The organism is Sphingomonas sp. BRN-1R (genome assembly GCF_057748035.1).
The window spans coordinates 3648007-3662966 of sequence record NZ_CM173236.1 but is presented as its reverse complement, the minus strand read 5'-3'; the positions used below and the strand labels follow the sequence as shown (position 1 = coordinate 3662966).

At 63.6% G+C, this 14960-nt stretch carries 8 protein-coding genes and 1 pseudogene; 2 read left to right on the top strand and 7 right to left on the bottom strand.

Translation table 11 applies throughout. The annotated features are described in order from the left end of the window. Positions 1–297 precede the first annotated feature (297 nt). The 5 genes and pseudogenes from AC3ANX_RS17060 to AC3ANX_RS17040 form a co-directional block, all read right to left on the bottom strand. Positions 298–1596 carry a BNR repeat-containing protein gene (locus AC3ANX_RS17060; RefSeq protein ID WP_488334424.1) on the bottom strand — a complete coding sequence of 433 codons (1299 nt, stop codon included), beginning with the start codon at positions 1594–1596 and terminating at the stop codon, positions 298–300. A 98-nt stretch (positions 1597–1694) separates the two neighbouring features. Continuing rightward, positions 1695–4916 carry a TonB-dependent receptor gene (locus AC3ANX_RS17055; protein ID WP_488334423.1) on the bottom strand — a complete coding sequence of 1074 codons (3222 nt, stop codon included), beginning with the start codon at positions 4914–4916 and terminating at the stop codon, positions 1695–1697. 85 nt (positions 4917–5001) lie between these two features. Continuing rightward, positions 5002–6000, bottom strand: coding sequence for a FecR family protein (locus AC3ANX_RS17050; RefSeq protein ID WP_488334422.1), 999 nt, complete (start codon positions 5998–6000; stop codon positions 5002–5004). Beyond that, positions 5997–6596 (bottom strand): RNA polymerase sigma factor, encoded by a 600-nt coding sequence (locus tag AC3ANX_RS17045; protein ID WP_488334421.1) that lies wholly within the window; start codon positions 6594–6596, stop codon positions 5997–5999. The genes AC3ANX_RS17050 and AC3ANX_RS17045 overlap by 4 nt, the downstream gene beginning before the upstream one ends. 489 nt (positions 6597–7085) lie before the next feature. Continuing rightward, positions 7086–7788: pseudogene (locus tag AC3ANX_RS17040) on the bottom strand (IS6 family transposase). A 388-nt stretch (positions 7789–8176) separates the two neighbouring features. Here AC3ANX_RS17040 and AC3ANX_RS17035 point away from each other — a divergent pair. Together AC3ANX_RS17035 and AC3ANX_RS17030 are read left to right on the top strand one after the other, a co-directional pair. After that, a complete protein-coding gene (locus tag AC3ANX_RS17035) occupies positions 8177–9652 on the top strand; it encodes an MDR family MFS transporter (protein ID WP_488334420.1) in 1476 nt (491 codons plus the stop codon). Positions 9653–9909: 257 nt separating this feature from the next. After that, a complete protein-coding gene (locus AC3ANX_RS17030; RefSeq protein WP_488334419.1) occupies positions 9910–11085 on the top strand; it encodes an MFS transporter in 1176 nt (391 codons plus the stop codon). A 283-nt stretch (positions 11086–11368) separates the two neighbouring features. Here the strand turns inward: AC3ANX_RS17030 and AC3ANX_RS17025 are convergent, their stop codons facing one another. Continuing rightward, positions 11369–12046, bottom strand: coding sequence for a heme-binding protein (locus tag AC3ANX_RS17025; protein ID WP_488334418.1), 678 nt, complete (start codon positions 12044–12046; stop codon positions 11369–11371). Then, complete coding sequence (locus AC3ANX_RS17020; protein WP_488334417.1) at positions 12046–14877, bottom strand: TonB-dependent receptor domain-containing protein; 2832 nt, start codon at positions 14875–14877, stop codon at positions 12046–12048. The genes AC3ANX_RS17025 and AC3ANX_RS17020 overlap by 1 nt, the downstream gene beginning before the upstream one ends. Between the last annotated feature and the right edge of the window lie 83 nt (positions 14878–14960).

Here is a 14960-nt window from a genome sequence, read left to right as displayed (position 1 = left end):
AAAAGGCAGCTATCGATCGTCGTAGCGCGATGCTGGCCTCTCGCAGCTTCTATCTGAAGCCGCTCCATGGGCGTTTTTTTCGAATGCCTAGAAACGAACGTTCAACCAACATGAACGAGCGACCGGAATTGGGTTGCGGAGATTGAGCCTCGAACGACTGAGTGTGGGTCAAACCGTAGTTTGTTTGGAACGACATCAAGCATCGTCCAAATTCGCGGCGAGCGAATATGATGGTACGATGATCGCAGATCTCGCTACCGGACAGGGCGGCTAACTGCAGCTGCCAGCAATTTCCGCTCATTTCGTCGCTTGCACCAGCTCCAAAACTGTCGGTGCCGGAATGTCCGAGCTCGGCTGGTCGCGGTGCGGCGGGCGCGAGGGCCAGGCGAGTGCCACGCCTGATCCACCCGAATCTTCCACCGTGTTCAGCATCATGCCAGACGGCTCTACAATTAATGGCGCCAGACGCTCGGCGAGGCGCATTCCGGGTTTTTCCTCGAGCAAATTTAGGCTGTGCGCGTCGAGCAGGAAGTCGATTGGCTTGCCGTCACGAATAACGGAGACCTTCACCTGCTCACTTCCGACCGGCACCGCGCCGTCGACGAACAACCGACTGTCGAGCGAGCCGCCACCGCGAAAATCCCAGCGGAAGTTCTGCCATTGGCTGACCTGCGCTATTGTCCACCCTGCTGCATCGCGCCGCGCCACGTAGATTTGCGTATTACCGGCGGCATCGAATTTATGAAATGTGATCATGACCCGTCCGGCGGGATCGAAGCCGACGACGGTGTTGTTGTTGATGATGCCGCCGCCGACCGGAACGCGGTCGACGATCTCCGCGGTCGAAAGCTTGATCGGCAGGTGCAGCGGCTTTCCGCTGGAATCCTCCCAATGCACCAGATCGCTGCTGCGCGCGTAGGACAGATCGTGGTTGGTCTCCGCCATTGGCGACTCGCGCCAAACCCACGCAATGTGGAAGCGTTTGTCCGGTCCGAGCACCGGCCCCATGAAATAGGCGTTGCGTTGGCCCTCGCCGTCGGTGAGTGGCGTGTCGAGCAGATGGCGCCAGCGGCCTGACTGCGTGTCGTAGATGTTGTAGATTTCGTTGCCGTTGCCGCTCGCCCCGTCGCGATATTTGAAGACGAGCCGACCGGCCGCATCGTGCAGGAAGATCGGGTAGGTCGCGCTGCGCTCCACTGCCGCATCCGCCATTACCGGCACGCGCACGAGGGTACGGATGTCGCCCGGCACGGTGGTGCGGTAATAGAGCAGCGGGTCGCGGTGCATGTTGGCGGAAACGTGGATGTTGCCCGTACCATCGACCGCCAGTGCGACGTAGTTGTGCGAATCCCAGCCGACCCACGAGTCCAGCTTCTGGTAGCGCCAGCTCGCACCATCGCCCCGCGCGCGCGATGCGATGGTGAGTTGCCGGTTGGCGTCATAGTAACCAACGACGATCATCGTATCGGTCACCGCCAGTGCGGATTTGACGCTGTGCCCAGACCAAACGGTGTCGATCGCCGACAGTTCGAGCGGCGCGGTCGCCGTTGCCGCCTCCGGCTGCGCCGCGAGCGGGGAGGCGACCGCCCCGAGCAACAGCAGCGCCGCTGCACTGACGGGTTTGCCGATCGGCGTGACAATAGGCATGGTTCGCATCCTCAGGAAATTGCAGCAGGGCAGGGTGGTCGGGCCGGTCAGAACGTGCCGTGGAAGCTCAACGTGAAGGTGCGGCCGTCATAATCGACCTGGCGCGGAATGCCCTCGACCACCTGATACTGCACGCGCTTCGCATCGTTGAGGTTGAAGGTATCCAGCGAGAGAGAATATTGCTCGTTGAACTTGAACGACAGCGAGGAGTCGATCTGGCCGCGCGTCGCGACGAAGCTGTTGCCGCCGGTGAAGCTGTTCGCGCCCGTCAACGAATATTGGTCGCGCCAGGTGTAAACGACACGCACCCCCACCTTGCGGCTTTCGTAGTAGCCAATCACGTTGATGTTGTTCTTGGAGACGCCAGGCAGAATCGCCTTGGTGCCGTTCGCGTTGGTGCCGGAGATGCTGGTGTAGGAGTAATTCACCTGTCCGCCGAGGTTCTTGAGCAGCCCGGGCAGGAAATTGAAATCCTGTTGCACGGTGAACTCGACACCGGTGACCGTGATCGGGTTCGGCTGGTTGTAATTGCCCGACGCGGTGATGATCGCCGGGTTCCCCGCGACGAGCAGGTTGCTGAAGCAGGTGGTGCCGACTGTCGTCAGTGTGCCGAGACCGAGCGCGGACGCATCGGAGGGGCACAGCTGGTCCTGCCGGTTCTCCGGCGCGATCAGGTTGGTAATGACCTTGCGGTACAGCGCCAGCGAAATCACGCCGCCCGGGCGGTTGTACCACTCGATCGAAGCGTCTTCGGAACTGGCATTATAGGGTTTCAGGTCGGACCCGCCGTACTGGATCGCATAGCCGGTGGAGTTCGGGCTGACGGTGGTGGTCGGCGTCAACGTGCGGAACACCGGCCGCACGAACGCCTTGTTGTAGCCGGCGCGCAGCACGAGCTTCTGGGTGAGGTTGGCGGACAGGAACGCCGAGGGCAGGAAGTCGTGATAGTCCTGGTGGAACTGCGTTGGCACGAACGCGGTCGCGCCGCTTGCCGTGACCTGTTGCGACAGCGCGTTGATGCGCTGTCGCGTCTGCTCGTAATGCACGCCGGCATAGCCCTTCACCGGGATGCCGGCGATTTCGAAGCCGAGCTGCGCCTGTGCATAGGCCGCGAAGATGTTGCGGCGCGCCTGAAAGTTGTAGAGCGAGTAGGCCGAGTTGGTCGGATCGTTGATCCACCCGGTCGGCGTCACGACATCGGCGGCTGAGGTCGTCGCCGGCTGGAGCCGCGAGACGATATAGTCGTAGTCGAGTTGCGGCCAGTTCGACAGGTAATTGCCGCCGCTGCCACCGAAGAAACTGCTCGCGGAAGGGTTGTCGGTCAGGAACTTGCCGTCGATATTCTGCGTCTGCACGCCCTTCGCGCTCGTCCGGTACCCGCGCGAGGTATAGCGGTCCTGCTGATAGCGCGCGCCGATGGTGATCCCGGACAGGACCGGCAGATCGAACTTGCGCTCGATCTCGCCTTGCGCCGCGCGCACCCGGTTGAGGCCGTATGCGGACGAGCCGGCGACGACGAGCTGATCGCCGTTCGCCGCCACCTGCGTCGGCTGGTTGGCCGCCGTCCAGGTGAACGGGCCGGAGGGTACGATCACCGCCGGATTCCGGTTCAAGCTAAGCTGGTAATCGGCGATGTTGGCACCGCCCGAGTTGAACGCGCCGCTGGTGCCGTTACCGGCGGCGGTCGGCAGGTTGCGAACGTCGATCTGGGTCTCGACCGCGTTGTTCTCGCCACGCGAGTCGGTCAGCGTGCCCGACACGCGCCACACGTCGTTCTTCCACTCGGCGGTGCCGATGACGTCCCACATCTGCTCGACCAGCGGTTGCGACCGAACGGAGTCGTTGATCTGGATGTTCGAATAGTTGAAGCCTTGCACATAAGCGTTGCCATCGCCCTCCACGACGACCGGCGTGGTCGGGCTGATGATCGCGCGCGCGGAGCGCATGTCGAGTTCGAGCAGGTTGGTCGAGCTGTCCTGCAAGTTGCGACGGGTGTAGAAACCGGTCAAGCCGAAGCTGAGTTCGTTGGTTGGCTTCCACTGTGCACCGCCGGCAGCGGTCAGCAGCGAGCCTTTGTTGAACCGGATCGCCTGGCGTTGGTCGGAGGCGTACAGCACGCCGGTCTTGCCCTTGGCGCCGGTGCCGTTCGCGGCACAGACCTGTCCGCTCGGGCAGGTGCCGTTGGCGTTGAACGGCGCATAATAATCCGCATAGGAGGCGAAGCCTGGCGTCGTCGTCGGCGACAGCGGCGAATAGGCGTTGAAGAAGATCGAATCCCGCCGGAACTGCTCCTTCTTGTAAGCGACCACGCCGAACACCGCGAAGTTGGACGACAGGTGTTTGTTGTAGCCGATCGTCCCCGCCGGCGTCGCGTATTTGCCGAGCGTGTCATACTCGCCCGCCAGCTTGAAGAAGCCGCCGTCCTTGCGGGTGAGGGCTGGCTGAACCTGAAGGTCGACGATGCCAGACAGGCCGCCCGCCTGATCGGTCGCGGCGATCGTCTTGCGTACCGCGATCGCGGAGAACACGTCCGCATTGAACGCGCCGAGCGGCGTCGCGCCGTCGAGCACCGGGTCCGCGAACGCCTGCCCATTGATCGTATATCGGGCGTAGGTGCCAGGCAGGCCGCGCAGGTTGATGGTGGCGTCGCGCGACGCCGCCTCGCGGTTGATCTGGACGCCGGGAATGCGCTGCAACGCCTCGCCCACATTGAGATCGGGGAAGCGGCCGAGGCCGTCGGACGAGATGCTGTCCGAGATGCCGACCGTGTCGCGCTTCATCTTCAGCGCGTCGATGTACGACTGACGAAAGCCGGTGACGACGATGTCGGTGGCGGCAGCTTCTGCGGCCGCGTCGGGGATGTCGGCCTGCTCTGCGGGTGAACGTGCGGGCGGACGCGGATCACTGGTCGACCGGCCCATGGCTAAAGGGGCTGGCGAGGGCACCTCGTGCCTGGCGGATGCTGGCTTGGTGGCGACCACCGTATAGGTATGCTCGCCGGTCTGCCGGGTGACGAGGCCCGCGCCCCGCGTGAACCGATCGATCGCGACCGGCACCGTCATCGTGCCGCGCACCGCGTTGCCGCGCTTGTTCGCCGAGACATCGCGCGCGACGAGGATCTGCACGTCGGCCTGTTTGCTGATCTGGATGAGGCCGGGCGCGAGCGGTTGCGCAGGAATGTCGAACGCCTTGCTCTGGCCCAGCGCAGGCGCGGTGGCCGATACGACGCAGGTAAGCGCGGTCGTCCCGCAAAGCAGCTTCAGCTTCATGGCATGTCCCCCCCGTTTTTTCGTCAGATGCGATGCACCTGCCTTGGGAAAGAGACCCGGCGGCGGACTTAACCCTTAAAAGAAATTATGCATTGGGGGTGCCGGTGCCGATGCGGATCTCGTCCGGCCGGCTGAGATCGACCGGAACGTCGAACGTGACGTTCACCGCGCGCGCGAACCCGTCAATGTCGTCGGTGCGGAAAAACCCGTCGAGCCGCTTGCCGGCGATGTGCGGATCGAGCAGCACGATCCTGCGCCGGTTGTAGCGGTTGAACTCGCCGATCGCGTCGGCGAGCGGCTCGTCCACAAGTTCGATGCGGCCACCCCGCCACGCCAACGCATGTTCGCCGCTTGCATTGGCGACGGCGAGGTTGTGGACGCGCGCATCGTCGGCGAGGAAGACGCTCTGGCCTTCGACCAGACGGGTGCGCTTGCTGTCGACGTCTTCCGACCAGATCTCGACCACGCCTTCGGTCACGACGATGTCTGCGCCCGTCTCGCGGCGGCGCACCGAAAAGGCGGTTCCGACCGCCAGCACCCGGATTGGGCCGGATTCGACGAGGAACGGCCTTGCCCGGTTCTTGGCGACCTGGAACCACGCTTCGCCCTGCTTCAGCCGGATATCGCGGCGATCGCGACCGTATAGCACGTCGACTTCGCTACCGGTGTTGAGCGAGGCGATCGAACCGTCGTCGAGCGGCACGTGCCGGATCTCGCCGAGATCGGTGCGCAACACGGTTCTCGGCTGAAGCAGCAGAGCTCCGCCGACGACGGATGCAGCCAGCACCGAGCCGCCACCCGCGATCAGCGCACGCCTGCCCAGCAACGTCTGGAACGGACCCGCCTTCTGCTCGGGCAGCTCCTCCGGAGTTGCTTCGGGATTGTCATCCACGCTCCGCTCGGCCGGCGGGCGCAGCATCGTCCACGTCGCCTGCGCCTGTAACAAGGCGCCGTAACGCCTTGGGTCGGCGGCAAGCCAGCTTTGCAGATTGGCTTCGAGGGCGGCAGACCAGTCGCCGCGGTCCATGCAGGCGACCCATTCGATCGCTTCGTCTCGCATGGTCGGAACGCCGGGGCCGCTCATCGGACTTTGGCTCCTGCCTGATACTGCCCGCCCGACCTGATCCTGGTCCTGGCCTCTTGCCTGTCCCAAGCCTCGCGTATCGCCTTCAGGCCAAGACGGATCTGAGCTTCGACGGTCTTTTCGCTGATCCGCAAGTGGTCGGCAATCCGCTTTTGCGGCCAGTCTTCCAGTTTCCTCAAGCGAACGATCTCGCGGCATCTGGGCGGCAGTTCGTCGATCAGGCCAAGGATCTTCTGGTAGATCAACCGCTCCGACATCTGGTCTTCCAATCCATGCGCCGGATCATCCTGAAACGCATCAACCTCGGCGATCAGCTCGAATGAAACGATCTGCTGGCGGCGGTGGCGGCGGGCGAGAAAATGGCGGACGATCGAAAAGAAGTAGGAGAGCGGCCGGTCGATGTGATCGACACTCTCCAGCAGCGCGATCCGGCAATAGGCGTCCTGCAACAGTTCATCGGCATCCTCAGGTGAGACATGCCACCGCCGCAGCCAGGCTCGGATACGAGGTTCATAGGGAACGATGTTCTCGCCGACCCATGCCGCGCGCTTCTGCCGGGCCTGCAACGCCTTGAGCGACAGCACATCCTCGTTCATCGCCCGCAACCCCTCCTGAAACCAGGCTCGCTCTCTGCGGGTCCTTGGCGTCGCGCGTTCATGGCACAGCCGCACGCGCCGGACAAACGCGCCGGTCCGGGCAACTGCCGCGGCCGATCGCACGCAATCAGGCCCTCCGCCGCGATGCACATGGTTGTGCTGCCATTGATCGCGCGGACGGGCGGAGTGCCTCGCGGCCCGGCTTTCTGCGGCGGTCTGAACCGCCATTCGTCTGGATGAATGGATGTCTGAAGTTGGAGCTCGCAAACGGCGGCTGAACGGCGGTTGGTGAGTCGTTGCGACGAAGGACACCGGCAAGTGTCGACCAGAATGCGTCGTTCACCCATCGAGCTTTGAGCGGCAGCTTCCGCCGCGAGCTGCCAATTGCTCTTGCTTCATTCTTATTGCCGGTGCTGTCAAACTAACTCGAACGCGTCTTTAGAAGATTCAGGTAGGTCCCTGATGCGCCGATCGGCATGCAAGCGACTGTCACTCAACCAGTGCGGCCGAGCGGCGCGCCTTGTAAGTTTGGCGATCGATGAGGTGGCGTTGGAGATTGAAGTGGTTGTGGACGTTGGCGTGAACCGAGGCGAACTTCTGTAGCGTCTTCATGCGCCTGAACCGCAGCATCGCGCGCTCCTGTCGTCGAAAGGACAGGTCCTGTTCTCAACCCGGTTATTGGCCCAACGTCCGATCTCCTGCTTATCGGCGTTGCCGAGCTCGTCCACGGCAGCGCGATAGTCACGCGACTCTTCGTTGGTGGTTGCCTCTGGCGAACCGTGCCGCTTCAGCGCCTTCTTCATGAAGCAAAACGCTGCGTCCTTGTCGCGTGTCCTGGTGATGTAGCTCTCGAGGATTTCGCCTCCATGATCGACGGCACGCCAGAGGTAGACCATCTCCCCGTCAGCATCTCATCCAAATGCCAGCGCCAGTGCTGGAAGCCTCGCATGCGCGAGACGCGCTGCGCCCGAATATGGTCCGTAAACATCGGCTCGAACCTGTTCCACCACTGCCGCACGGTCTCGTGGCTGAGGTCAATGCCGCGCTCGAACAGAAGGTCCTCGACGTTTCGCAATGAGAGCGGATACCGCACATACATTATCGCCGCTAGGCGGATCACATCCGGTGACAATTCAAAGCAGCGGAACGGCGAAGGCGGCTTGGCTCGGGACTTGCGGCTGCATCCGAGCACGCTACTAACGCGCTGACGTCGATGCCACGTCGGTCTGACAGTGTCGCCGCTTGATATCGGGCACGTCGAATACGCGATCGATGGTGAAGTATCGGACTGCCCTCCACGCCGCCCTCTGCGGCATTATCAATGAATCGGGACGAGAACGAATTTAGCGGCGGATTGCCGGATTGATAGCGCGAGCGCCCGGAGGAATCGCTTGTGAGCCACGCTGCCAAAACATTGCTGGCCCGGCACAGGTGTGTCTGGTGGGCACGTGCCTTGGAACACTACGCCTCCAACATCGTCGTACCCTGTGCCATCTCTCGAGAAAATCATCGGTGTCATGAGGGGCGAGCGGCGGTATCCCTTCACGCTACTAACGATGTTCGGCAGCCCGGACTTCGACATGAGCGATGAAGCCGACGATCGGACGTCCCACCTGAAGTCGCCGATGACACCGCATTTTCCGCGCCGGACAGACGGCGTCCGGCTGCCGAGCTACCGCACCACTGCGCTGATCGTCGCCTGTGCGTTGTTCATGCAGAACCTCGACGCCACTGTGCTGGCGACCGCGTTGCCTACGATGGCGCGCGACTTTCGCGTGCCGCCATCGGATATCGGCTTTGCACTCACCTCCTATATGCTGGCGCTGGCGGTCTTCATCCCCGCCTCGGGCACGATCGCCGACCGCTACGGGGCACGCCGGGTGTTCCAGGCGGCCATGTTGGTGTTCGTGCTTGGATCGGTCGCCTGCGGGCTTTCGGTCGATCTGACGACGCTGGTAGCCGCGCGGTTTGTGCAGGGTGTCGGCGGTGCGATGATGGTGCCGGTCGGCCGGCTGCTGCTCCTGCGCACGGTCGCCAAGCGCGATATGGTATCGGCGATGTCGTGGCTGTCGATGCCCGCGATGATCGGCCCGATCTTCGGGCCGCCAGTCGGCGGCTTCATCGTCACCTATCTCGACTGGCGCTGGATCTTCTGGATCAACGTGCCGATGGGCGTGCTCGGGATCGTCCTGGTGCAAAGGTTCATCGCGGATATCCGAACGGAGGACGCCCCTGCATTCGACACGTCCGGCTTCCTCGTGTCCAGCATCGCGCTGAGCGCGATCCTGTTCGGTCTGCAACTTGCGGGCCGGGCCGATCATGGCGCGATCGCACTCGGGTTGCTTGCGATCGGCTGCGCAGCCGGCGTGTGCTATGCTAACCGGTCCCGAAAGACGGCGCGACCAATTCTCGACTTCGGGCTGCTTGCGGTGCCGACATTCCGGCTGTCGGTGATCGGCGGCACGCTGATCCGCATCACGCAAGGCGCGCAGCCGTTCCTGCTGCCGATGATGATGCAGCTGGCCTTCGGGCTTACCGCGGCGGCGAGCGGGATCATCACCGTTTCGATGGCGATCGGCGCGTTCGCGATGAAGAGTGTCGCGCGCCCCTTGCTGCGGCGTTTCGGGTTTCGCCGAACCCTGACGGTGATCGGCATGCTTGCACCTCTCACCTTCGCGATCTGCGGCATCTTCCGTCCTGGATGGCCTTGGGCCGGCATCTCTGCTGTGCTGCTGATCTACGGTTTTCTCGTCTCGTTGCAGTTCACCGCCTACAATGCGATCGCCTACGACGAGATCGCGCCACATCGCATGAGCGCCGCGACCAGCTTCTACGCAACATTTCAACAGCTTGCCCTCTCATTCGGCGTGTGCGCCGCGTCCGGCACCCTGAGCCTTGCGATGAAGCTGCGCGGTCACGTCGTGCCGCAATTCGACGACTTTTCTCTAGCGATCTGTGCTGTGGTGACGATCTCGCTGAGCGCGGTGCTCGTGAACGCGCGTTTTGACCCGGCGGCCGGAGCCGAACTGAGTGGTCACGCCACGCCTAGAGACTGAGCTGCGACAATCCGCGAAGTTATCGCGACGGCGACAAAATTGTCGTGCACCCGGCGGTGTCACGGAGCACATCCGGCATAACGCGATCCGTCGTGCGGCGGACGCAAGCTGGAGAGAGTGGCATGAGCATACCGATCAACGCTCAGGAGACGGCGCTGGTCACAGGCGAGAACGCCTCACGCCGTGAGACGGGCCGATGGGCCATCCTTGCATTGCTCGCGATCGGTGCAATGATCGGTTTCGTCGATCGGACGAGCATGTCGGCGGCGATCGCCGCGCCCGCGTTCAAGGCGCATTTCCATCTCTCTGATGTTGATCGTGGTTGGGTGAACTCTGCGTTCTTCTGGTCCTATGCGGTCTTCCAGATCCCGATGGGCTGGGTGGTCGATCGCTATGGCGTGAAATGGCCATATGCGATTTCGTTCCTGTTGTGGTGCATCGCCGCAGCGTTGACCGGGCTGATGACCGCGCTGGGCGGACTGATCGTGATGCGCCTGATCGTCGGTGCGGCGGAGGCGGTGGTGGTGCCGGCGAGCTATCGCTGGATCCGCAACCATTTCGCGGAAGGGGAGAGCGGCACCGCAGTTGGCCTCTACATGCTCGGCACCAAGGCCGGCCCCGCAATCGGCGCGCCGGTTGCGGCATGGCTGATCGTCGGCTACGAATGGCAGTTGATGTTCGTCATCACCGGTGTTGTCGGCCTGATCTGGCTGGTGCCGTGGTTGCTGATGGTCAGGAATGACCTGCCTGACGCGCGGCCGGTCGTTACAACCGGCGGGCGAGCCAAACGCCGCAAGGCTGCGATGTCGCTCGGCGATATCCTGACCAATCCGATGATGTGGGGAACCCTGGTCGTTGCGTTCTGCTACAATTACTTCACCTTCTATTGCATGACCTGGATGCCGGCGTATCTGGTGGAGCAACGTGGCCTGACGCTTGAACGCTCGGGGCTCTATACGTTCTTTAGCTTCGCCGGCGTCGCTGCGGTCGCACTCGGCGCGGGTTGGGCCGCCGACCGGATGATCGCACGCGGCGGCAATGCGGTCTTCATTCGCAAGGCTTTCGTGATTGCAGGCTTCCTGGGGGCGAGCACCGTCCTGCTAGGTGCATACGCGACCTCGTTGCAATGGGCGCTGTTCTGGAATGTCTTCTCGCTGTCGTTCCTCGGTCTCGCCACGGCGAACAATCTGGCGTTGTGCCGTCTCACGCTGGTGCCTGCACCGGCGGTCGGCCTGGTCACGGGCGTGCAGCAGGTGGCGACCAGTCTGGCCGGGATCGTCGCACCAATCCTGTCGGGCTGGCTATTGCAGGTCACCGGCAGCTACGAGGCGCCGTTGCAGGTGATCGTGGTGTTCCTCCTGCTCGGCGCGGCATCAACCTGGCTGCTGTTGCGGCCCGAGCTGGCACCCAGGCTGCGGGAGCAGGCCGCTTAGCTTCAGAGACAAGGCGTCGGATGCGTGGGCCGGCCCGGCGATCGGGTCGGCCGTTTGGTTTGCAAAGCGCGCCGGATCGCACGCCGTGTAGTTCCGGCGGAAAGTGATGCGGGAGAAGGTCGCCCCACTCCGATTGGCCGAGACGTTCTGGACGAGAGCCGAAGCAGGCCAACGTCCACGAATGTGCGAAGACACTACATCCGACAGCGAATTGCGCCGTGCCCTCGCACGACGCATTTACGCCGATCGGATCGTCGGCTGCGCGGTGCCTCGAACCGATGCGTCAGTTCGCCTCGAGCCTTGCGACCGCCACTTTCGCACACAGTTCATCAAGTCCCATGACGCCGCCGAGCGACCCGCCGGAGACGCCGACGATGCCGATCATCACGCCACCTCGCACCACTGGGAAGCCGCCGCCGCGCAGCATGCCGATGTTCGGATCGGCGGCAGCCTGCGATGTCAGCGCGGGATCGGTTTTCGCCCGCTCGATAACGTCGTTGGACGACATCTTGTAGCGTGCGACGATGGCGACCTTGGTGCGCGCGATCAGTTGCGAGCGCACGCCCGCACCGTCGCCCGACAGAAGGACGACAGGCTCTCCGACAGCGTCGGCGATCAGCACGCTGACCTTAACGTTCTTGGCGACACACGCCGCATGGGCCGCCCGGGCGGCGTCGATCGCCGCGTCGAGAGTGGGGGCCGCCGCGCGCGGCAGGTTCTTCGGCATGGCCGCGATGACGCTCGCGACGGAAGGAACCATCGCCGGGTTAACCGCGTCGTCCTCGATTTTCGGCGCGGCAGCAATGAGCGCCGCCGCGAAGACCGGCAGGGCCACGCAGGCGCGAGGGATGCTGCGAGGGCGTCGTTTGGGCTGCATCGTGATCCGAACTCCTTTGGTACGCGGGTACAGGTTCTCCGGAAGGCGGTTGGCGCACGCGGTCCCCGCGTGCGCGTCTGCCATCACAGCTTCATCCGCACGCCGGCGGTATAGTAGCGGCCAAGCGGAGAATCGCTGACGGAGTAGCCATCGCGATAACCCGCACGCGTGCCATTGCCGGTGTAGCCGCCGGCCGCCGGATCGCTGCCGAACAGGTTCTGGACGTTCGCGTAGAACTCCATCTTCGAATGGCTCGGCTTGAACGTCACGGTTATGTTAGTCGTTGCGAACGCGGGCAGATGGTTGTTCACCCAGACCTCGCCGGGCACGCCGCTCAGCTTCATCGGGTTGCGCCACCGCTCCAGCAGATCGAGCGAGATGTTGTCGCTCGGCTCGTAATGGACGATGCCGGTGAGCCGCACCGTCGGCGCGGCGGCGGCACCGAGCGGACCGAAGGCGGCGCCGGCCTGGTCGCTCGTTGCGACGCCGGGCTGCCGGTAATAGATGTGCGGCTGGTATGCGCCGAGGAAGCGGACGGCGAACGCGCGATCGAGCAGCGTGCTCTGGAAATTCGCCTCGACATCGACGCCCATCGTCTCGATCGACGAAAGGTTGATGCTCTGCGCGATCCAGGCGGTGACGGCGTTCGCCGCAGACCTGTCGGCAAAACCGTTCGGGCGAACCTGAAGCGCGCAATACGGAGACGTGCCGCCGCTGGCATAGCACAATTGCTGGATTTGCGCGGTCTGGCCCTGAAGCTGCGTGATCGCGTTGGTCACCTTGATGTGGTAATAATCGACCGCGACGTTGAACTTGGGCGTGGGCCGCCACACGACACCGGCGGTGAAGGTGTTGCCGATCTCAGCTTTCAGGTCGGGATTCGACTTGTTGATCGCGGTGACGCGCGGCGCGGTATTGGTCAGCAGGTCGGACGGATTGACGATGCTGATATAGGTCGGCGCGAACAGGTCGTTCAGCGTTGGCGCGCGGATATCGCGCGAGCGCGTGCCGCGGATGCGCAGCGTGTCGGTGATGTGCCAGTCGAGACCGATCTTCCACGTCCAGTAATCGCCGCTGGTCTCGTAGCTCGTGTAACGGGCGGCGCCGTTGATATCGAGCGACTTGACGAACGGCAGATCGCGGATCAACGGCACGGTCGCTTCGACCGCGCCCTCCTTCACGGTGTTGCTGATCTCGGACGTGGCCGGGAAGGTGTTGAGCCACAGCAGCGGCGGGTTGGTAGTCGAGCAATTGTAGCGCAGGCCGGTGCAGTTCGCGAGGTCGTTGGGCGTCGCGTCGCTCTGCGAAAAGAAGCTGATCTTGCGCCATTCGCCTGACAGCGCGACGTTGATCGGGCCCGCCCAGTTGTTAATCGGCGAGCCGGCGATGCTGCCGCTGACATCGTCGAGCGTCGTCACCGCGCGGTAATGCGTATCCTGCTGGACATAGGCGAGCGCGGCCGCGCTCGGCGCGCCGGCACCGAACGGGTTGAGCGGCGAACAACCCGAATTCGCGTTGGTCAGCGTGATGCGGCACACGATGTTGCCTGAGCCATCGGTGACAGCATCGAGCGCCTCGGCCAGATGCTGCGAATTGACGTTGTTGAACTGGGTCGTCTTCAGGATCGCGCGGCCGTGGCCGTAATCGACGTTCCACTTGAACTTGCCGAGATCGCCGTCGAGGCCGGCGGCGATGTTGAGCTGATCGGTTTTCGCCGTCGTGCCGAGCCGGGGCTCGGCGGTCATCAGCTCGTTCATCGTGAAGGTCTGCTGGCCCGCCGCCGCGAGCGCGGTGCGGTAGGCCGGCAGCAGGTACGGGTTCTGCGAATTGATCGTGACGTTCTGGAGCAGCAGATTGTCGGCGTAGGAGGTGTTGGTCTTGATGTTGCCGCCGGCCTGCGCATAGCCGTGGATGCTACTGGTGAAATCGAAATCGAACCGTCCGAAGAACTGGTTGAATTCGAGCGGCGCGAGCAGCGAGGAGTCGTAATAGGCCCCGTCGCCGCCGATCTGGATCGCCGACGTGCCGGTCGCGGTGCCCGCCACGAACGGCCGCAGCGTGCCGTCGGGATTGAACAACTGGCCCTTGAAGATGCCCGACTGGATATACCCGCCCGAGGTATATTGATCCTGACGCAGATTGGTCTGGTTGACATAGGGGTTTGCGGTGGTGCCCGCACCCGTCACCCCGGCCTGCGCCAGATACGGCCGGTCCGTGCGGCGCAGCACACCGGCTTCCTTCTGATATTCGTAGCTCGCCTCGAAATGCCCGCGCCCGCCGAACAGATCAGTGCCCCAGGCGATGCCGGCGCGATATTTGGCGGCATCGTGATAGTCGGAGATGCCGCTTTCGAGCTCGACCTTCAGCCCTTTCAGATGCTTGTCGATGATGTAGTTCACCACGCCAGCGACCGCGTCCGATCCGTAAACGGCCGAAGCGCCACCAGTGACCACATCGACGCGGCTGACCATCATCTCGGGGATCGAGTCGACATCGACGATGCCGCTGATGAGCGTCGGCGGGACGCGCTTGCCGTCCATCAGCACGAGCGTTTCCTGCGTGCCGAGGTTACGCAGGTTGAGCTGGTTGGCCGAACCGTTGCCACCGCCGACGCTGCCGGTGGAGGAGGGGTTGCTGCCCGATCCGCGCGATCCCGAGAAGACGGGGAGAACCTGCAACGTGTCGGCGAGGTTGCCGGGCTGGACCTTCTGCACCGCCGCCGGCGAGATCACCGTGACGGGCGTGGGGCTGTTGTTGCCGTTCGAGATCGTGCGCGATCCGGTGACGACGATGTCCTGCGTCGCAGCCGCATCGGCGGCGGGCGGTGCCGCAGGTGCGGTGGCCTGTGCGGAGGCGCTGTCGCTCCAGAGCAGGGCGGCGGCGCTCGCGTTCAGCAAAAGTGTCGACTTAACCATTCGAAAATCCCCTCGCATCGAGGCCTTCTTCTTTGGAAGGCTCCTGGATTGAACACGGGCGGTGGCGTGTGCCGTTCGCGATC

What these genes read in the sequence shown, in the direction of transcription:
- AC3ANX_RS17055 (WP_488334423.1), bottom strand. Translation starts at nt 4,916, where the DNA reads ATGAAGCTGAAGCTGCTTTGCGGGACGACCGCGCTTACCTGCGTCGTA.
- AC3ANX_RS17050 (WP_488334422.1), bottom strand. Translation starts at nt 6,000, where the DNA reads ATGAGCGGCCCCGGCGTTCCGACCATGCGAGACGAAGCGATCGAATGG.
- AC3ANX_RS17045 (WP_488334421.1), bottom strand. Translation starts at nt 6,596, where the DNA reads ATGAACGAGGATGTGCTGTCGCTCAAGGCGTTGCAGGCCCGGCAGAAG.
- AC3ANX_RS17035 (WP_488334420.1), top strand. Translation starts at nt 8,177, where the DNA reads ATGAGCGATGAAGCCGACGATCGGACGTCCCACCTGAAGTCGCCGATG.
- AC3ANX_RS17030 (WP_488334419.1), top strand. Translation starts at nt 9,910, where the DNA reads ATGTCGGCGGCGATCGCCGCGCCCGCGTTCAAGGCGCATTTCCATCTC.
- AC3ANX_RS17025 (WP_488334418.1), bottom strand. Translation starts at nt 12,046, where the DNA reads ATGGCAGACGCGCACGCGGGGACCGCGTGCGCCAACCGCCTTCCGGAG.
- AC3ANX_RS17020 (WP_488334417.1), bottom strand. Translation starts at nt 14,877, where the DNA reads ATGGTTAAGTCGACACTTTTGCTGAACGCGAGCGCCGCCGCCCTGCTC.